Consider the following 18,412-nt stretch of genomic DNA (forward strand, 5'->3'; position numbering starts at 1 on the left):
ATATAATTATTGATGTAATTTAATTGGGGGATATTATGAGTAAATCAATAATAATCATCGGAGCTGGCATGGGAGGAATGGCAGCAGGAGTATATGGCCAGATGAACGGATTTAAAACAAGGATATATGAAATGCACCACCTTCCGGGAGGCCAGTGCACCTCCTGGAAACGTAAAGGCTACACCTTTGATGTATGTATACACCATCTCATGGGCTGCTCACAAAAGACAGGCATAAACCGGATTTGGGGAGAATTAGGAGCCATGCCCAGAGAGCTTGTATATACCAAGGAGATGGTAAGCGTCGTATCGCCGGAAGGGAAAATGTTCTGTGATTATTATGATCCAGACCTGTTATCACAACATCTTAAAGAGATTTCGCCTGATGATTCCAAAGTAATCGATGAATATATAAATGGAATAAAGACCTTTGGGGGGGTTGACCTGTGGGGAAGCATGATGCTGGGGAATATACTTGATATTGTAAAGATAATGCCCAAGGTTTTAAAGACCCTTAAATGGTTTAAACCTACTATGGCAGATTTCGCACAACGGTTTAAAAATCCATTTTTAAGAAAAGCCTTTCCCCTTCTGGTGTATTCCATGCCGGAAGCTCCTTTTGCGGTACACCTGGCAAGGCATGGCAGCGGATATGCAAAGGATATAGCATGGCCTGTGGGAGCTTCGGCGGAATTTGCAGCATCCATTGCGAAGCATTACGAAAAGTTAGGCGGCAAGATATATTATCAGAAGAAGGTTGCAAGGATACTTACACAAAACAGCAAGGCTGTAGGGGTGGAGTTTTTAGACGGTAGCAGAGAATATGCCGATATTGTAATTTCAAATGCAGACGGAAGGAAAACCCTGCAAGATCTCTTGGAAGGAAAGTACCTTGACAAAAAGCTTGAGGAATATTGCAAGGAGCCGAAGGGTGAAACAAACTGGGCGGTTCATGTTTTCTTAGGTGTTGACAGGGATCTTTCAAATGAACCTTCAAGCCTCGTTATGCTTTTAGATCAACCGGTAATAATTGCGGGGCATGAGCATCATTCTTTAGAGATGCAGCTATATGGCTTCGATAAAACCATGGCTCCTGATAATAAAGGGGTTATAAAGGCTGAATTGGTGGGAAGCTATTCCTACTGGAAAGAGCTGGCATCGGATAAAGCACTGTATGATGCCGAAAAGGAAAAGGTTGCATCGCAAGTAATAGATATTCTTGAAGGCTATTTTCACGGAATAAAAGACCAGGTTGAGGTAGTCGATGTGCCCACCCTTCTCACATGGGAGCGTTTTATGGGAGGAACCCATGGATTCGCAAATATACCAAATAAAAAGGCAGATATTATAGGAAGCTTATTTAAGAACGAAGAAATGCTTGTTCCCGGTCTTGATAACTTTTATTTCGTGGGAGCATGGTCTACATCAGCTGGAGCTTTGTTTGTAAACGCCCTTTCAGGCAAAAAAGCAATTCAGTATATTTGTAAAAAAGAGAGGCAAAAATTTATTATAAATAAAGTTTAAGTGCCGGATTAGAATATTCATGCTAAGTATAAAAATCTATGGGAATAAAACATATTCCGTTGAGAATACTAAGCATAAGCAGTATATCTTATGTTTAGAGAGGGAGCCTATGGATAAGACAAAGAATTATAGAGAGCAAAATGTTGTATATTATGTACTTGGTATATTAGAGGTGCTGCTTGGATTGCGATTGCTGTTCAAGCTTTTGGGGGCCAATGCAAGCAGCGGTTTTGTAAGCTTCTTGTATTCATTGACAAGGATATTTATTGTGCCATTTCAGGGCATATTCAACATGGTGGCATCCGACGGGGCTGTATTCGAACCGGCGACTGCGGTAGCTATGCTGATATATGCGATTATAGCCTATGGAGTGGTATATCTTTTAAGGTTGTAGAATATTTAAAAAAGTGCAGGGTGAAAGTTTTTAATCACTCTGCTTTTTTTATGTCCTTTGTACGCATGATAATTTACAAATTTATTTAAATCATAAAGGATATGGTAAACAAATATAGAATAGTATATCCATTAAAATATTTCGGTGTTTGGAGGGAAGTTTAGTATGGGAAAACAAATTAATCTTCTTTATTTTAGCGCTACGGATACTACTGCAAAGGTTTTAAAGGGGATTGCACAGGGCATGGGAAGCCAGGCAAAAATATACGACATAACTTTGCCGTCAGGGAGAGAAAAAGAAATATCTTTTGACAAGAATGACCTGGTTATTGTAGGAGCACCGGTATATGCAGGCAGAATTCCGGCATTTATTACAGAGTATTTTTCAAAGGTCAAAGGTAATAATACAGCTGCCGTATTTATTGCACTTTACGGCAACAGGGATTATGACGACGCGCTTTTAGAATTAAAGGATACTTTCGAGAAAAACGGTTTTGTGAGTGTTGCTGCGGGAGCATTCATAGGTGAACATTCAATCAGTAGGAAAATAGCCTACAACAGACCGGACGAAGAGGATATAAAAATTGCCAATAATTTCGGTGCCGGAATAATGGAAAAACTGGAGGCGGTAAGTGATTTAAGCAATATTCCGGCGATCGGGGTGAAGGGAAATTATCCCTATAGGGAGCTGCATCCCATGATACCTATAAAGCCGGATACCAACGACGACTGCATCTATTGCGGTATTTGCAGTGAAAGTTGTCCAATGGCCGCCATAAGCTTTGATGACCCCAAGGAAATAGATGATACAAAATGCATAAGATGCAACAGCTGTGTTAAAAAATGTCCTCAAAATGCAAAGGAATTTAATAATGAGGAGATGAAAAAAAGAGCGGAAGTGATGATAGCAAATCTAGGACATATAAGGAAGGAGCCCGAATTATTCATTTAAAAACATATTGAAAACGCCACTCCGCTGTAGCAACCTTAGATTGTTGTAGCCCGGGAACGCTGTGTAATAAAATTAATGCGCCAATCTCGGGCGCATTAATTTTATTTTTTTATAAGACCGTATCCTCCATGAACCGTTTTTAAGTCGCTGGCAGAGATGACAGCTCCGGGAATGGTCTTTGTTATTTGCTTAATCACTGAATTTTTCATTTTTCTTTGTATATGCAGAATAAGTATCTTTTTTTCTTCTTTCAGACCTTGTCCGCAAAGAACAGTAACTCCTATGCCCTGTTCTCTTAGGGTATTGCTGAGCTGTTCTTCTTCATCATTACTCACGATAACCTGAATGGTTACAAGGCCAATGGCCAGCTTTTCTTCGATAGTGGAGCCAAGGTAAATTCCAACGGCAAAACCAAGGGCATATACTACCATTTTAAATGGATCCTCTTCCACTCCTGTCAATACTGTGCTGGCTACTACAATCCATATTGAAATTTCAACAATTCCAATCAATGCACCGTAGACCTTTTCTCCTCTATTTACCAATACCGACCTTAAGGTCATTAAAGATACTTCAAATACCTTTGCACAGAATATTAACAAATAAAACATCAATCTCGCTCCTTTACTATGTCCATATATAATAAATATAACATATGTGTCAAACCGTTATTCATAAGATGAGGCAGCACATATTATCAATTTTATATTTTTTTAGATTATATAAAAATTTTGCCGCAACTTTGATTATTTATAAATATTTTAGGGACAATATACAATTAATATGTTATAATTTTATCAAAGTATTTTATATAAATAAGTTAATTCAAACTTATATTAGCAGTTTAAAACATGAACACTATGTTAAAAGCATGAACTATACGACATCATACATGTTGAAATAACTGCACTTTAGGGGTAAAACAAATTTTGGAGGGATGTATATGATAGTAAACCATATCAATTATCCAGATGAAAATTTAAAAATTTACTGTAGATTGATTAACAAAGTTTTAACATTCAATCAAACATATGCGGACGAAAAATGCAGTTCCTGTCCTTTTTTCTATGGAACATCACAGGGAAGAGGGGTAGAGTGTTTCTGGGAGGAAAAAGACGAGTTAATGGAAAAAGAAATGATAGTTAAAGATCCCTATGAGGAATATATCAGGGTGTATAAGGCTATCGATGAAAAGAACAAGACATATAATAAAGACAGAAAAAAATTTATAAGAAAAAATAAAATACCAAAGGAGATCATGGCTTTAAGGGAGCAGATAAAAGGATGCAGAATGTGCACTGAGAGCAAGGACAACAGAAAAGAAGGCCTTGTTAATCCTTTTGATATATTTGCAGAGGAAGAGTATCTGCAGCCCTACACCACAAACTACTGGACGGATTGGTGCTTTAACAGTCCAGCCGATATCGCCGTAATTGGTCAAGATTTGGGGACAATTTCAATTATAAGAGATTATGAAAAAAGGGGAAGGTGCCCTCAGGAAAACGAAATGCGGTGTAACCTTGAGGAAGGCATAAAACATATAAACTGCACGGACAAAACTATTCTTTTAAATTCCGTTATGTGTATCAAAGAAGGAAGCGCTTGCAAAATCGACAACCATGATAATAATTATATAAGCAAATGCAAAAATATTGTAATGAGGCATCTGGAGCTAGTAAAGCCTAAAATTGTGATAACCCTGGGCAAGGGTGTCACTCAAAAGTATTTGAATAATATAAAAAGGTCGGATACTTTTTACAATCTTGTATCCCAGCCCTATTGGATTGCCGAGAAGCAATGGTTTATATTCCCCATGTATATACTTGGAGTCAAAGGAAAGCTGGGAAGACAGCATATAAGAAGCATAAACAAGGAGATTTCCGAGGATTTTCTTACAGATTTCAACTTGGTAAAGAGACTGCTTATTTCATATTATGCCGGGATGTTCATACACAATATCAAATATGATGTTCTAATGCCGGATTCACTGGAAGAATACCTTCTAAACCCATTCCCCGAGCATTCCAATGAGGTAAAGACAATTTGCAACCTCATAACCAATGGGACCTTCGGTCAAAGTTTGAATGAGTTAAAAAGCTTTGAAAAGACGGTAATTTATATATACAATCATTTAATCCAATCCTTTGAAAGCATTAAGGAAGGAAGCAATGCGCTGACACTATGAAGCACCTCATGATAAATAGAACGGGTCATTCCAGTGATGTTTAATCGTCAATGGATGGCCTGTTTTCTTTATAAGTAATTTGTATAAGTTTTATAATGATTCATAAATTTGACATGTGACAACCCAAATAATATAATTAAGTTGTCGGTTAATCCAGAAGAGGGATGTGATATTCATATAAATTTAAATATGAGAGGTGGATATAATGAGTTTTAAAATAGGTCTTGTCTATGACAAGTCAAGGATGCCGGTAAGAAGCAACAGGGAGTCGGTTAAGGAGGATGAGCAGAAGAATATTACAAGGGACCGGGTAAGAGAGATCTTAAAGGAGAAATATGAAGTGCTGGACTTTGAGGCCGGTGAAGAGCTTGGTTATAAATTAAAGAATAACAAGGTGGATATGGTTTTCAACTTAAGCACCGGTATAAGGGGAGAGAGCCGTCAGGCACAGGTTCCGGCAATACTTGAAATGCTGGGTATACCATACATTGGTTCGGGGGTACTTGCTCACGCCATTGCTTTGGACAAGTCTATGGCAAAAAAAGCTTTTTTGTTTCATGGAATAAATACTCCTAAATTTCAGGTTGTAAAAGGGGATAACTTTGTTTTTGACAGAAGCTTAAACTTTCCTGTAATAGTCAAGCCTGCATGCGAAGGATCGGGCATCGGAATTTATAAGGATAGCCTGGTTCATAATGAAAAGGAATTGAAAAATCAGGTGGATAAACTTCGTAGTGAATATAATCAAACCATACTTGTTGAAGAATTTATTATAGGCCGTGAATTTACTTGCGGCATTATAGGAAACAGTGATGAAACGACGGTATTCCCCCTCATGGAAACTGACTTTTCCGATGTTCCAGAAGAATATGGCAGGTTTAATACCTTTGAAGTAAAATCAGATCACTGGCAGCTTGCAAAATATTATTGTCCTGCTGATGTAGACGAAATTTTAAGAAGTAAAATTGAAGATGCAGCCATTGGTGCATATAATGCTCTTGGGTGCAGAGATTTTTCAAGAGTAGATATTATGGTAAAGGATAATACACCATATGTATTAGAGATAAATACCCTTCCGGGGCTAAAGGAAGGCTACAGCGATTTTGTAAGAATGGCAAATAAGGGCGGCATTGATTATGCTTCTTTAATATATAAGATTATTAATACAGCAAGAAAAAGGTGTGCAGTTTAATTTTATATTTTTCGGCACTTTTTTTAAGCGAGGTTTTATGAAATCGCCTTGCATGATATAATTATTATAGTATTAACTCAGGAAGTGTCGAGGTGAAAAATCAATGATGGATTATAATGTGATGAGGCTGCCGGAGTTGAATTTCCTGAAGCCCAATGAACAGACCACCTTCAGGAAACTGGTGGAGGAGATTGCAGAATGTAACGGGGCAATTGAAGAGCTTCGGATATATGAAGAAAAAAACGACAGGAATTGTCTGCTTCTAAGTGACGATGAGGTTGACAGGATAAGGTCAGAGTATAAGATAAAGCTCAACAGCGTTCTGGGAGAAATAATGGATATTGCCCAGACCTGTGCATCCCAGCTTTTTGTATTTGAAAGCTATGGTATAGATGTGCAAAAGCTCTTTGAAAAATATGCGGAGGATTTAAACCTGATTGAGCTGGAAAATCAGATAATTTTTCAGGTAAAGGATGGCTGCAGGTACATACATTTCAGCCCCAATGACATTACGGCAGGGTTGGAGAAAACCATGAATTGCATTATATTATCCATGGGGAGAATCGCCCAATTAGGTAAATTCACCGGAGACAATGGTGAGGTACCTGTAATTGACAGAGAAACCTCAAATATTAAATATGTTTATGAGTTGTTTCAAATAATACAAAACTGCTTCAATCTTCTTGACAGTATACAAAATAAGTATCATATCAATATAGAAAAATTATTTGATGAACATGTAGACAAGCTTGTAAAAAAGGGTTATTGTAAACTCTCATAATCAGCTTATAAATAATGCTGCTTTTAAAATTTTATAGCAGCATTATTTTTTACTCATTATTTTAATAATGATCATGCCTATCAATGCTCCTGAAAAGAAACAGATTATGGGCAGCCATATTGGACCTAGCAGTATATTGCCGATTTTAAAGGTAGGCGAATATATAACACCTATAGTGCCTAAATAAGCGGATATAACAAAAGGCAGGAAAGAATATTTAATTTCGTCATCACCGGATTTTTTGTAAGCGTCCCAAATAGCAAAGATATAAATGCAGGGATAAAACATAAGCCATTGGTAATCAGTAGTATTGATGGCTGTTTCTATATCCCCGTAAAAGCTTAAAACAATGACCTTGTTCAAATTGGATTTTATATTGATAATCAATTCAAGAGCGATAAATACCATGCCCTTTACAAGGTCTCCGTTGAGAAGCTGCCCAAAACCTGGAAAGGCAATGCTCCATAAAATTTTTTCAATATGACTGTCAGTCTTCATAATAGCTTTATCTCATAACCATATAATTTATAAATGGTATCTCTTAAATGTAAAGTCTTCATATTCATTAGCCTCTCAGTAAGTATTTGTATTATGTAATGAATTCTTCGGAATTCATTTTTGAAATATAATTTGCAGAGCAAATTGTATTATATAGTATTTGCCATTTGTCTCAACATATAAGCAGAATATTAAAAGAAGTTATAAGTAAAAATACAATAAACATTTTGGGGAAGAATGTTATAATTATTTCAAATATACAAATATATGCAAAGCAGGAGTTACCTGAAATGCCGGATAAGAAAAATTTTTCTGTAGATTACACAAAAATGTGTGAAAAAAATTATCTGCTTAAGTTTAATAAGATGCATAAAGGCAGGATGGAATTATCAGAGGGAGATTATTTTTTACGTGACGGTATTGTCTTATTATCTAAAACAAGGCAGCTTTTGGGACCATCGGAAACCACTGCCTGGCTTCCAACAATGGAGGAATTATTGGATATTTTAGGCTTGGCTAATATATCTGAGCTTGCAAAGCTAATTCAAAAATATTTGACAAACAGGAAAAAGTGCTTTGAGGAAATAGATGAAAAGGATGATAAAGCAATGCTGCTTGCCATATACATGCATCTGAAGTTTAAAAAAATTTGGAGAGGGAACCAGTGGCTCGATGTTGAACTATAGTCTTATAACTATAGTAAATTATAAAAATATAAGGAGGATGATTATGAAAGTAGTGGCACTGAACGGAAGTCCCAGAAAGAAGTGGAATACTGCAACCCTTTTGGAAAAAGCATTGGAAGGCGCACAATCGGTCGGTGCGGAGACAGAGCTTATTCATCTTTATGATTTAAATTTTAAAGGCTGCATAAGCTGCTTTGTCTGTAAGTTAAAGAATGGAAAGAGCTATGGCAAATGCGCCATGAAGGATGACCTGACACCGATTTTAGAAAAAATAGCACATGCTGATGCGGTATTTATAGGTTCTCCCATTTATTTTGGAAACCTGACGGGTGAAACCAGGTCCTTGCTTGAAAGAATGTTGTTCCAATATCTTGTATATAGTAACAAAAGCGGCCCCACTTTATTCCCCAGACAAATACCGATAGGGTTAATTTATACAATGAACATACCCGATGATATGATAAAGAAGACTAATTTTGAACAGCAGCTTTCACAGATGGAAGGAGCTTTAAAGAGGATGTTTGGCTATTCAGAATGCTATTATTCCACTGATACTTATCAATTTGATGATTATTCAAAATATGTTGCCGACAGGTTTGATGTCGAGGCAAAGACTAAAAGGTATAAAGAAGTTTTCCCGGTAGACTGTCAAAATGTCTATGAAATGGGCGCAAAGCTGGCAAAAGGAATCCCGGTATAGGCAAAAATCATGGAGGTTAAAATTTTAGAAATTTTTGATGATGATTATTCATTATATGCTGAAGTTGTAAGCAAATCATTTTTAACCGTGGCACGGGAGTTTAATTTTACTGAGGAGAATGCACCGACAAATCCCGCATTTATAAAACCTAGGCATATTATGAGAATGAAAGAAAAAGGAATAAACATGTTTGGGCTTTTTTTGGACAATATATGCATTGGTTTTGTGGCTGTTGAAAAAATAGATAATGAATGTTTTTGCATGGAGAGATTGTCGGTACTTCCTGAATACAGACATAAAGGATATGGAAACATGCTGGTGAATTTTATTTTTGACTTTGTAAAAAAATTCGGAGGCAAAAAAATCACCATAGGAATTGTAAATGATAATGAAATCTTAAAGAGATGGTATATTAAGAAGGGCTTTTGTCAAACTGGTACAAAGACGTTCGAACATTTACCCTTTGAAGTAGGTTATATGGAAAGGACAATATAATAAGAATCACTTCATTTTTTAAAAATCCTTTGCTTTGAACAGGAAAACATGGCTTTTTTTATCAGCATAAACAATAAGCAAATGGAAAAGATAAAAACGGGGTGATAACATGGCTAAAAACAAAAAGAAAACTAAAGCCAATGTAAGCGAGGATATAAATGAAATAACTGATATTCCAAAAGGCGAATCGGATTTAGGCTCATTTGCTTATATGGACGCGGCTATGGTAAATAGCAGTGACGATATAGGCGATGTAGAGGATAAAGAGGAAATGACGGGCACACCCAAAGGAGAATCTTCAATAGGTTCACTTGGGAAGGCATCCCTGCCCATGTCAGACAAAATCAGCGACAGCAAAAAGAAATGGTAACAAGTTTTAAAGGAGGGCCTCATAAAGAGGCTCTTTTCATAAACAATTTAATTATCGGAGGCGGGAAAATGGCAGTCCTTAATGAATTTATTAAAACTAAAAAAACTAGTAGGGACATAATGGTATTCCTCACAGAACACCGGGAGGAATTATATAATCTTTTAAAACACATAACCTGGGAAGATATATTAATGGGCCGCATCGTTATTACTGACAAAATTGTAAATGACGAAATAAAACCTATTATATTGGATAAACTTAAGCTTAATTTTACAGCTTTGGATATTTCTTTTAAGAATGAAACAGTTTGCTTGGATATAACAGACCAATACAAGGGTTTTCCTGTAAAAGTAAGTTATATGGTAACTATAAAAAACTTTGAATTTCATCCCGGCAGCCATGTAATTGCTTTAAACTATATAGAAGAAATCTCGTCTATAATGAATATTGAAAACAGGCTTATTTTGAGTTCCATAAGAAAATTTCTTCATAAAATCATAGGAAAATCTTTTATTGAAGCTGGGCTGGACAAGCTAGAAGGAATTAGTTTTAACGGCAATGAGATAGTGATTAATTTTGACGATATACTTAAATTCAAGGAATTAATTAATGAAGAGTCCTCAAATAAATTCCTTAATTCAATTATAATAAATTTTGATAAATACCAAGAGGGTGGTATAATCTTTACGGTGGACTTTGATTTCCCCAAATAAATACGCAGATTTATATACGTTTTATTTGCATTATTATTCATTGTTTGTTACTATTATTCTTATCATTATTAAATAAGTAGGTGACTATTGTGATTGTTCGTAAGGCCAAACTTTCCGATGTGGAACAAATACACGAAATAGTGAATTATTATGCAGAAAAAGGCATGATGCTATCACGTGCCCGCAGCATGTTATATGAACATATACGAGATTTTGTAGTTGCTGAGGAGGATGGAGAAATATTAGGAACGGGAGCTTTGCATGTGTTGTGGATTGATTTAGCAGAGCTTAGAACCCTGGCGGTTAAAGAGAATTTATTAAGCAAGGGAATAGGAAGCAAAATAGTTGATTTTATATTGGAGGAAGCAAAAGAGCTGGGAATCCCCAAGGTCTTCACTTTGACATATCAGCCGGGCTTTTTTGAAAAACATGGTTTTAATGTTATACAAAAAGAGTCCATGCCTCATAAGGTATGGACAGATTGTATAAATTGTCCCAAATTCCCAAACTGCAACGAAGTCTGCCTTGAAAAAATCATCGATTTATAATTATTCAAAATATCCTTTGGGTTTCTAAAGGATATTTTTTATGTGTAAAATTCATATTAAATTTCGACAAAATATGAAATAAGTAGTGAAATATGTAAAATTGCGTGGTACAATATGGGAGACAATTTTTATAAAAGGCTTTCCTTGAACTGACTGATAAGGGCTATTTAGTTTAATGAAAGGTGTGAATATACTATGGAAGAAATATTAAAAGCAATTAAGGATGCTATTAAAGCCGAACGTCAGGCGCAGGAGCATTATCAAATGCTGGCAGACAAGTCGGAGGACCTAACGGTAAAAGGCTTTTTTGAACAACTGGTAAGAGATGAAGAAGAACATGAAAATTTACTGCGTTTGCGTTATGAGTCTCTTTCTAAGGCATGGAATAAAATATGATGGACTATTTCAAGGATGTTCTGATCAACATAAAAAATGCTGCAGATGAAATAAAATCAATCAACAGCAAGCCGGAGCTTCTAAAAAAGGTTCCTGATATAATAAGCACCGTCATAGATTATGAAAAAGCGGCCATTTATTCTATGGATTTTATATTGGATGAAGTGGAATTATATTATTCAAACTTATCTGAAGAACAAACCGACAGCTTCACCAAAAAGCTCAACGAACAATTTGAAGTCTTTAAGCAGGAAAGCATTAATAAACCAGTATCAATTGATGGAATGCCTGCTGCCGCAATACGCATACAATCTCAAGATACCGGTTATATAATCTACTTATTCCGTCCCTCATCCTATGAGGATTGGGAGTATTATGCTCTGGAATTAATCAAGGGAAGCATAGAAACAGTCCTTCACTTAATAGCTGCAGCAGAAAAGGAAGAAGTCTTTAAGCAGCAGGTTATACGCATGATATCCCGTGCCATTGAGAAACGTTCCAATTACACCGGAGGCCATTCCGAAAGGGTTGCCCAATATGCTGCCGGAATAGCAAGGGCTATGGGTAAATCAGAAAGCCAAATCGATATTATTAAAAGGGCTGGACTGCTCCATGATATAGGAAAAGTAGGAGTTCCTGACAGAGCATTGAACAAAGCCGAAAAGCTTACCGATGAAGAGTACGAGCTTATGAAAAGTCATAGCAGAGAAGGGGCACGCATACTTGAATCCCTGGGTTTTTTTCATGACCTTATCCCTTATGTGTTGTATCACCATGAAAAATATGACGGGACGGGTTATCCTTTTGGCCTTGAAGGAGATGCAATTCCGGAAGGAGCCCAGATTATTTCTGTAGCCGATGCGTTAGATGCACTTACTTCAGATAGGGTTTACCGGAAAGCTACACCCTGGTCTGTGGCCGTTGAAGAAATCATAAGAGCAAAAGGCAGTCAATTTTCACCTGTCGTTGTTGATGCATTTTTAGTTTGGCTTAACCAGCCTGAGATGATTATAGGTCCTTTAAATAATCCCGGAAATGATATAAGCAGGACAAGTAAGAACATACCTCTTTTATGCAATAAATGCGGCATAACACTCCCTTATCCCGTAAATGGGGTATCTAATTGCTATGTTTGTGGAGAAAGTTTTAATGTGGAACAGATAGGCGGAGTATGGCATTTCAAGTAGCTTCCATTTAGCTTAGGACGCTATTTTTTTATTACAAACTCATCCATAACTGTGCCCTTAAGATCCATCGCGTATACATTTAAACCATCCCCTTCAGCATCCACCAGAACAAAATGGTGCCTGGCTATGGGGGGAATTATCACTCCTTGACTGCTTATATATTTGTCTCTCAGCTTTTCACCTCCCCCTCCCGTTATAACCTGATATATAGGATTTTTAAAATTACCATCCAAAAAGGAATTGTCAATCAGTCTTCTTGTATAATTATGCTCATGGGCAGAAAAAACCACATGGATTTTATGTTTATCAACTATGCTCCACAATAAATTTCTATAATCGGGATGCAAGTCAAGGCAGTTGCCGTAATGAGCTCCTGTGGGAAAGGCAGGAGAATGGAAAAAAAGAAGTTTATATTTTTTTTCAATTGATGCTGCTGCTTCCAGAAAGTTCAGCTGGGCTTCGTCAATTTTATGAGCGCTTCTAAATCGAAAGGTATTAAGGATAATAAGCCTTACATGCTCAAAATCCTTAAAATACACTAAGTTGTTGTAGCCTTGAAGGGAGGAGTCAAGTGCAAAATCACCGTAGAATGAAGAAAAGGCTTTTTCATATCTGTCATCATTTGAGCGGCTGCCTATTTCATGGTTTCCTGCCACAGGGTATACGGTAATATCCGGATGATATTTATAAATAAGCTTTTTTAAATGTTTCAGCTGGAATATTAATACATCTTCATCCGGGTGTCCCGCCACAGTATCTCCTAAGGCCACAATGAATTGGGGCTGTAATTTCACTGTTTGCTTAAAAATCTTTGTCAGTATCTCTTTGTTAATGCCGTTATTTTTTCCTTTGCAGTCGCTTATAATTATAAACCTCATGGTTTCCCTGCCAAAATATAAATATACAATAATAATATGCTGGCAGCGCTTCAGCTGAAACCGTATTATTTTTATATTTTTATATGGAAATCTTACTGGCTTATTGTTTAATGATAATTTTCATGTTATATTATACTAAAAAATAAAATGTGCTAGGGGGGCCAGTATATGCTGGCTGAGATAAGGGACTATATCCCTTGACTCTTATACCTGATCTGGTTAATACCAGCGTAGGAAAGCGTTAATAATATTAATCTATTAGTGCAGCCTGCGGGCTGTGCTTTTTTAATTTATTGCACCCCGGCACAAAAACGGGAGGAATTATAATGAAATCTAAAAACATTTACAAGCTTACCTTAAGTGCACTCCTTGTAGCTTTTGGAGTTTTATCCGGCTCTGTTTTTTACATCCCCTTTTTGGGAGGGAAAATGTTTCCTGTACAACATTTTATAAATGTGTTTTCCGGAGTTTTGTTAGGGCCTCTTTATGCGGTTGTCAATGCTTTTTTAATTTCGCTTCTTAGAAATATAATAGGGACTGGTTCACTTTTAGCCTTTCCGGGAAGTATAATCGGAGCTTTCCTTGCCGGACTGCTCTATAAGAAATTCAAAAGCATATACTGGTCAGCTTTAGGTGAAGTAATAGGCACAGGAACAATCGGAGCAATCGCGGCATATCCTGTTTCTGTATTTTTAATGGGAAAGGAAGCTGCCATATTTGCCTTTGTTGTGCCATTTTCCTTAAGCACCGTAGGGGGAGCAATTTTCGCAGTAATTATATTAAGCTTGCCGGTATTTAAAAAAATCATGGCGGATGAGCAAAAAAAATTAAACTAGGAGATGAATATTTATGTTTAATGCATTGACCATTGCAGGCTCTGACAGCTGCGGAGGAGCAGGAATACAGGCAGATTTAAAGGCTTTTTCTGCCAATGGTGTATATGGCATGAGTGTTATTACTGCCGTTACGGCACAAAACACCATGGGAGTTTTCGGTATACAGGATATAAGCCCTGAAATTATAAAAGGTCAGATTGATGCCATATTTGATGATATAGAAGTGCATGGGATTAAAATAGGCATGGTTTCAAAGATTGAATCCATAAAAGCAGTTGCACAAAGCCTAGAAAAAATAAAAAAACTTCCATATATAGTGCTGGACCCGGTTATGGTGTCTAAAAGCCGGTTCAAGCTTTTATCAGAAGATGCCACAAAAACTCTTATAGAAGAGCTGCTGCCTTTAAGCTTTTTAATAACCCCGAACATTCCCGAAGCAGAAGAAATAACCGGGAGAAAAATTTCAAATATTGATGACATGAAACAAGCAGCAAAAGAACTTCATAAAATGGGGCCCAAGAATGTCCTTGTGAAGGGAGGGCACCTTAACGGCCCGGCTACGGATATATTTTACGATAGTGTAAATTTTTCTGAAATAAAAGGTGAAAGGATAGATACCATACACACACATGGAACAGGATGCACATTATCTTCAGCCATCGCAGCAAATCTTGCAAAGGGTATGGAGGTTTTAAGTGCCGTTACCATGGGCAAAAATTACGTGGCAAAGGCTATAGAAAAAGGATTTAAGCTGGGAAAAGGAGTAGGACCGACGCATCACTTTTATGAACTATACAGAAAGGCGGGAATTTTAGATGAATAATAAGTTGTCATTTATAAGCTTTGTAAGCCTTTGGTTCGGTGCAGCAATTTCTCTGGCAGAATTAATGACAGGAGGATTGCTTGCAGGCTCCGGATTCAAAAGCGCAGTAGCAGCCATAATTATAGGGCATATTATAGGAACGCTTATTTTGATTTTAGGCGGCTACATAGGCTTTAAGGAAAAGATTCCGGCCATTGAAGGGACAAAAGCTTCCTTCGGTAATTTGGGAACAAAGCTCTTCGGTATTCTTAATATCATTCAGCTGACCGGCTGGACCACCATTATGATAATTATAGGAGCCAGAACATTTAATGAGGTTGCTTTAAAGCTGTGGGGAATAGATAATTTCATCCTCTGGGCGGCAGCCATAGGTATTTTAATTGCAATTTGGATAGCCATGGGCATTCAGGGATTTAAATATTTAAATACAATAGCAGCAGGGCTTCTCTTTGCATTGACTATCATTTTAAGTTTTTCGGTATTTAAGAACAGAGAACTGATTGAAGCGGTAGGCCAAAGTCCCTTAAGCTTTGGAGCAATGATTGAGCTTAATGTCGTAATGCCTCTTTCCTGGCTTCCCCTTATTGCGGATTATACCAGGTTCGCAGAAAATAAGGCAGGTGCTGTGGCTGGCAGCTTTATAGGCTATTTTATAGGCAGTACCTGGATGTACATAATAGGTCTGGCACTTGCCCTAACTTCAGGTACTACGGATATAGGCGGTATTTTAATCGCATCAAGGCTGGGTTTTGTGGCGGCAGGAGTTATATTATTATCGACCATTACTACAACCTTTATGGATGCATATTCGGCAGGCGTCAGCTCTTCATCGATAATCAAGGGTATCAATGAGAAAAATACGGCAATTGCAATAACGGTTTTATCAACCATGCTGGCGGCCTTCTTCCCCATGGAACAATATGAAAATTTTCTATATCTTATAGGTTCGGTCTTTGCTCCTCTGTTTGCTGTTGTATATACCAATTATTTCATACTTAGAAAGAAAAAGGATGATGGAGCTGAAATTAAGCTTCCGGCGTTGATTTCCTGGGCATCTGGTGTAGTATTATATCACATTATAAAAAATAAAGATATTTTCTTAGGTGTAACAGTGCCCGTAATGCTTATAACAGCTCTGATTTTTGTTATTATCAATAAGTTAGCGGGAGAAAGAAGAGGGTTGAGGGCTTAAATGGGGAATAAGGTTCTGATTGATATTTTAAAATGCTATAATGAAAGAGAAAACAAAACTCCCCTGGTTCATTTTATAACTAATTTTGTAACCATGAATGATGTCGCCAATGCCTGCCTGTATATGGGGGGAAAGCCCGTAATGGCACACTGGGAGCAGGAGATTAATGAAATAACTTCAGCTGCTCATTCTCTGGTTTTAAATTTAGGCACACCTGATGAAGCAAGGATTGATGCTATTAAAAAAGCAGCCAGGATTGCAGAGGCTAAGGATATTCCTGTAATTTTAGACCCTGTAGGAATACACGTTTTTTCTGTAAGATTGGACCTTGCAAGATATCTTTTGGAGAACAGGCAAGTGAATGTATTAAAGGGAAACTATTCGGAAGTTATGGCTTTTTTAAATATGAAAAGCAATTTTATAGGCATAGATTCCCTTGAAGAAGGCTTTAAAAGAGATGTCATTGAAAAAATAAAAGAGTTCTCAGAGATTAATAAATTGTATATAGTTATTACCGGTAAAGAAGATTATGTTTTTTATAAGGACAACGCTGTAAGAATAACTAACGGCACTCCCCTTCTTTCCAAAATAACAGGTTCCGGCTGTATTTTAAGCGCCATCCTCGGCACCCTTTGTGCAAAAGGCAATAAAAAAGATATTTTTTCATTATGTGTTATGGGCACTCTTATTAACTCCATAGCCGGTGAAAAAGCGCAGGATAAAATTAAAAAATCACATGAGGGATTTCATACCTTTAAAAATTATTACTTGGATGAGCTCTCTCTTGTGAATGATGATGATATTTTAAGCAGAGGGAGAGTTTTTTATGTCTAGCTTAAAGGAAATATATTTAATAACCGACGAAGGCATTGAGTTCAATTTACTCTATGATAAGTGCCGCATTGCACTTGACAATGGCATAAAGCTTTTGCAATACAGGCGAAAAGAAGGAAGCTTCAAGGAAAAAATATATGAAGTAAATAAATTATTAGAATTGTGCACCAAATCAGGCTGCAAGCTTATTATAAATGACAGGGTGGACATTGCTCTTGCATCAGGCGCTCATGGAGTGCACTTAGGCAGAGAGGACATGGATGTTAAAACTGCAAGAAAAATTTTAAGAGATAAAATAATAGGAGCTACGGCAAAAACCGTTGAGCAGGCTGTGACGGCTTTCGAGGAAGGTGCGGATTATTTAGGCGTAGGCGCTCTTTTCCCTTCTGTTACGAAAAAGGATGCCATTGGAATTACCATTAATATCCTAAAAGCAATAAGAAAAGCTGTACCTATACCTATTTACGGAATCGGAGGTATAACAAGCCATAACCTTACTCCTGAAATAATTGAGAATGTAAATGGTGTTTCCGTTGTCTCGGCAATATTAAGAAGTGACGACACACTATCTTCAATAGAAAAATTAAGGGAGGTATTGTCATGTTAATGGATAAACTGATACAGGCTTTCAATGATTTCGGATTTGATGAGTACAAGGAAATCCAACAAAAAGATATCATCTTTTCAAAGGATGTATTTGACCAGTGTGCAAGAAATACCTGCGGGAATTTCGGAAAAAATTATGCCTGTCCCCCAAGAGCAGGAAATGAAGATGAAAGAAAAGCAAAGGTTATGAAATATAATAAAGGCTTTGTTTTATCAAAAATAGCCTCCATAAAAACCAGGGATGAAATGAAAAATTCCATGGAGGCGGTAGCTGACTCAACTAAAAAACTAAGGCAGGCCTTTGAAGATGAAGATGTATTCATAATGGGGGCGGGCAAGTGTACAGTGTGCGAAAAGTGTGCTGCACTAGAGGATAAGCCCTGCCGTTTCCCTAAAAAGATACAATATTCCATGGAAGGCAGCGGAATAGATGTGGTTCGTATGTCCATGAATCAGAAAATGACATATAATGCCGGCGGCGGGAAGGTAGGATTTTTTACATTGGTGTTGTATAATGAGTAAATTTTAATAATATGTTAATTTAACGCATATCCTTTTGACCTCTTTCGACAGACATTATATAATTTAACTGTAATAGAATTTCCAGAAAGTTAAAAGGAGGTA

The 18,412-nt window shown here is 37.0% G+C and carries 23 protein-coding genes and 1 riboswitch; of the genes, 20 read left to right on the top strand and 3 right to left on the bottom strand.

Translation table 11 applies throughout. The features are described from left to right. The first annotated feature begins 35 nt into the window (after nucleotides 1-35). From OXPF_RS03750 to OXPF_RS03760, 3 genes are all read left to right on the top strand, one after another. Nucleotides 36-1,523, top strand: coding sequence for a phytoene desaturase family protein (locus OXPF_RS03750; protein ID WP_054873869.1), 1,488 nt, complete (start codon nucleotides 36-38; stop codon nucleotides 1,521-1,523). Nucleotides 1,524-1,632: 109 nt separating this feature from the next. After that, nucleotides 1,633-1,917 carry a YggT family protein gene (locus OXPF_RS03755; protein WP_054873870.1) on the top strand — a complete coding sequence of 95 codons (285 nt, stop codon included), beginning with the start codon at nucleotides 1,633-1,635 and terminating at the stop codon, nucleotides 1,915-1,917. A gap of 165 nt (nucleotides 1,918-2,082) precedes the next feature. Further along, complete coding sequence (locus tag OXPF_RS03760) at nucleotides 2,083-2,868, top strand: EFR1 family ferrodoxin (protein WP_054873871.1); 786 nt, start codon at nucleotides 2,083-2,085, stop codon at nucleotides 2,866-2,868. Nucleotides 2,869-2,969: 101 nt separating this feature from the next. On the opposite strand, the gene OXPF_RS03765 is transcribed toward OXPF_RS03760, so the two are convergent. Next, complete coding sequence (locus OXPF_RS03765; protein WP_054873872.1) at nucleotides 2,970-3,479, bottom strand: DUF2179 domain-containing protein; 510 nt, start codon at nucleotides 3,477-3,479, stop codon at nucleotides 2,970-2,972. Nucleotides 3,480-3,811: 332 nt separating this feature from the next. Here OXPF_RS03765 and OXPF_RS03770 point away from each other — a divergent pair, with 332 nt between their 5' ends. The 3 genes from OXPF_RS03770 (at nucleotide 3,812) to OXPF_RS03780 (ending at nucleotide 7,026) form a co-directional block, all read left to right on the top strand. Continuing rightward, nucleotides 3,812-5,053 carry a uracil-DNA glycosylase family protein gene (locus OXPF_RS03770; protein ID WP_054873873.1) on the top strand — a complete coding sequence of 414 codons (1,242 nt, stop codon included), beginning with the start codon at nucleotides 3,812-3,814 and terminating at the stop codon, nucleotides 5,051-5,053. 205 nt (nucleotides 5,054-5,258) lie between these two features. Next, nucleotides 5,259-6,245, top strand: coding sequence for a D-alanine--D-alanine ligase family protein (locus tag OXPF_RS03775; protein ID WP_054873874.1), 987 nt, complete (start codon nucleotides 5,259-5,261; stop codon nucleotides 6,243-6,245). A gap of 103 nt (nucleotides 6,246-6,348) precedes the next feature. Continuing rightward, nucleotides 6,349-7,026 carry a hypothetical protein gene (locus OXPF_RS03780; protein ID WP_054873875.1) on the top strand — a complete coding sequence of 226 codons (678 nt, stop codon included), beginning with the start codon at nucleotides 6,349-6,351 and terminating at the stop codon, nucleotides 7,024-7,026. 42 nt (nucleotides 7,027-7,068) lie between these two features. Here OXPF_RS03780 and OXPF_RS03785 read toward each other — a convergent pair whose 3' ends face one another. Beyond that, nucleotides 7,069-7,524: a hypothetical protein gene (locus OXPF_RS03785; RefSeq protein WP_054873876.1), complete on the bottom strand. Its 456-nt coding sequence runs from the start codon at nucleotides 7,522-7,524 to the stop codon at nucleotides 7,069-7,071. A 290-nt stretch (nucleotides 7,525-7,814) separates the two neighbouring features. Here OXPF_RS03785 and OXPF_RS03790 point away from each other — a divergent pair, with 290 nt between their 5' ends. From OXPF_RS03790 to OXPF_RS03825, 8 genes are all read left to right on the top strand, one after another. After that, nucleotides 7,815-8,210 (top strand): hypothetical protein, encoded by a 396-nt coding sequence (locus OXPF_RS03790; RefSeq protein WP_152967688.1) that lies wholly within the window; start codon nucleotides 7,815-7,817, stop codon nucleotides 8,208-8,210. Nucleotides 8,211-8,253: 43 nt separating this feature from the next. Beyond that, nucleotides 8,254-8,910 carry a flavodoxin family protein gene (locus tag OXPF_RS03795; protein WP_054873878.1) on the top strand — a complete coding sequence of 219 codons (657 nt, stop codon included), beginning with the start codon at nucleotides 8,254-8,256 and terminating at the stop codon, nucleotides 8,908-8,910. Between the two features lie 9 nt (nucleotides 8,911-8,919). Next, nucleotides 8,920-9,405 (top strand): GNAT family N-acetyltransferase, encoded by a 486-nt coding sequence (locus tag OXPF_RS03800; RefSeq protein ID WP_054873879.1) that lies wholly within the window; start codon nucleotides 8,920-8,922, stop codon nucleotides 9,403-9,405. A gap of 109 nt (nucleotides 9,406-9,514) precedes the next feature. Continuing rightward, nucleotides 9,515-9,775, top strand: coding sequence for a hypothetical protein (locus OXPF_RS03805; protein ID WP_054873880.1), 261 nt, complete (start codon nucleotides 9,515-9,517; stop codon nucleotides 9,773-9,775). Nucleotides 9,776-9,843: 68 nt separating this feature from the next. Further along, the gene (locus OXPF_RS03810; protein WP_152967689.1) at nucleotides 9,844-10,488 is read left to right on the top strand and encodes a hypothetical protein; all 645 of its coding nucleotides are present in this window, start codon (nucleotides 9,844-9,846) and stop codon (nucleotides 10,486-10,488) included. A gap of 86 nt (nucleotides 10,489-10,574) precedes the next feature. Further along, nucleotides 10,575-11,036 (top strand): N-acetyltransferase, encoded by a 462-nt coding sequence (locus tag OXPF_RS03815; RefSeq protein ID WP_054874118.1) that lies wholly within the window; start codon nucleotides 10,575-10,577, stop codon nucleotides 11,034-11,036. Nucleotides 11,037-11,231: 195 nt separating this feature from the next. After that, nucleotides 11,232-11,432, top strand: coding sequence for a ferritin family protein (locus OXPF_RS03820; RefSeq protein ID WP_054873882.1), 201 nt, complete (start codon nucleotides 11,232-11,234; stop codon nucleotides 11,430-11,432). After that, nucleotides 11,429-12,619 carry an HD-GYP domain-containing protein gene (locus tag OXPF_RS03825; protein ID WP_054873883.1) on the top strand — a complete coding sequence of 397 codons (1,191 nt, stop codon included), beginning with the start codon at nucleotides 11,429-11,431 and terminating at the stop codon, nucleotides 12,617-12,619. Before OXPF_RS03820 ends, OXPF_RS03825 begins: the two co-directional genes overlap by 4 nt. 20 nt (nucleotides 12,620-12,639) lie before the next feature. Here OXPF_RS03825 and OXPF_RS03830 read toward each other — a convergent pair whose 3' ends face one another. After that, nucleotides 12,640-13,497, bottom strand: a complete 858-nt coding sequence (locus tag OXPF_RS03830) for a metallophosphoesterase family protein (protein WP_054873884.1) — start codon at nucleotides 13,495-13,497, stop codon at nucleotides 12,640-12,642. Between the two features lie 144 nt (nucleotides 13,498-13,641). Further along, nucleotides 13,642-13,751: riboswitch (TPP riboswitch) on the top strand. A gap of 72 nt (nucleotides 13,752-13,823) precedes the next feature. On the opposite strand from OXPF_RS03830, the gene thiW reads away from it, so the two are divergent. The 6 genes from thiW to OXPF_RS03860 are packed head-to-tail and all read left to right on the top strand — an operon-like array spanning nucleotide 13,824 to nucleotide 18,310. Continuing rightward, a complete protein-coding gene (gene thiW, locus OXPF_RS03835) occupies nucleotides 13,824-14,333 on the top strand; it encodes an energy coupling factor transporter S component ThiW (RefSeq protein WP_054873885.1) in 510 nt (169 codons plus the stop codon). Between the two features lie 13 nt (nucleotides 14,334-14,346). After that, the gene (gene thiD, locus OXPF_RS03840; protein ID WP_054873886.1) at nucleotides 14,347-15,156 is read left to right on the top strand and encodes a bifunctional hydroxymethylpyrimidine kinase/phosphomethylpyrimidine kinase; all 810 of its coding nucleotides are present in this window, start codon (nucleotides 14,347-14,349) and stop codon (nucleotides 15,154-15,156) included. Next, nucleotides 15,149-16,348 (top strand): putative hydroxymethylpyrimidine transporter CytX, encoded by a 1,200-nt coding sequence (gene cytX / locus OXPF_RS03845; protein WP_054873887.1) that lies wholly within the window; start codon nucleotides 15,149-15,151, stop codon nucleotides 16,346-16,348. The genes thiD and cytX overlap by 8 nt, the downstream gene beginning before the upstream one ends. After that, complete coding sequence (thiM, locus tag OXPF_RS03850) at nucleotides 16,349-17,182, top strand: hydroxyethylthiazole kinase (protein WP_054873888.1); 834 nt, start codon at nucleotides 16,349-16,351, stop codon at nucleotides 17,180-17,182. Beyond that, complete coding sequence (thiE, locus tag OXPF_RS03855; protein ID WP_054873889.1) at nucleotides 17,175-17,789, top strand: thiamine phosphate synthase; 615 nt, start codon at nucleotides 17,175-17,177, stop codon at nucleotides 17,787-17,789. Before thiM ends, thiE begins: the two co-directional genes overlap by 8 nt. Next, nucleotides 17,783-18,310: a DUF2284 domain-containing protein gene (locus OXPF_RS03860; RefSeq protein WP_054873890.1), complete on the top strand. Its 528-nt coding sequence runs from the start codon at nucleotides 17,783-17,785 to the stop codon at nucleotides 18,308-18,310. The genes thiE and OXPF_RS03860 overlap by 7 nt, the downstream gene beginning before the upstream one ends. The last annotated feature ends 102 nt before the right edge of the window (nucleotides 18,311-18,412 follow it).

It is taken from the genome of Oxobacter pfennigii, assembly GCF_001317355.1.
GTDB classification, from domain to species: domain Bacteria; phylum Bacillota; class Clostridia; order Clostridiales; family Oxobacteraceae; genus Oxobacter; species Oxobacter pfennigii.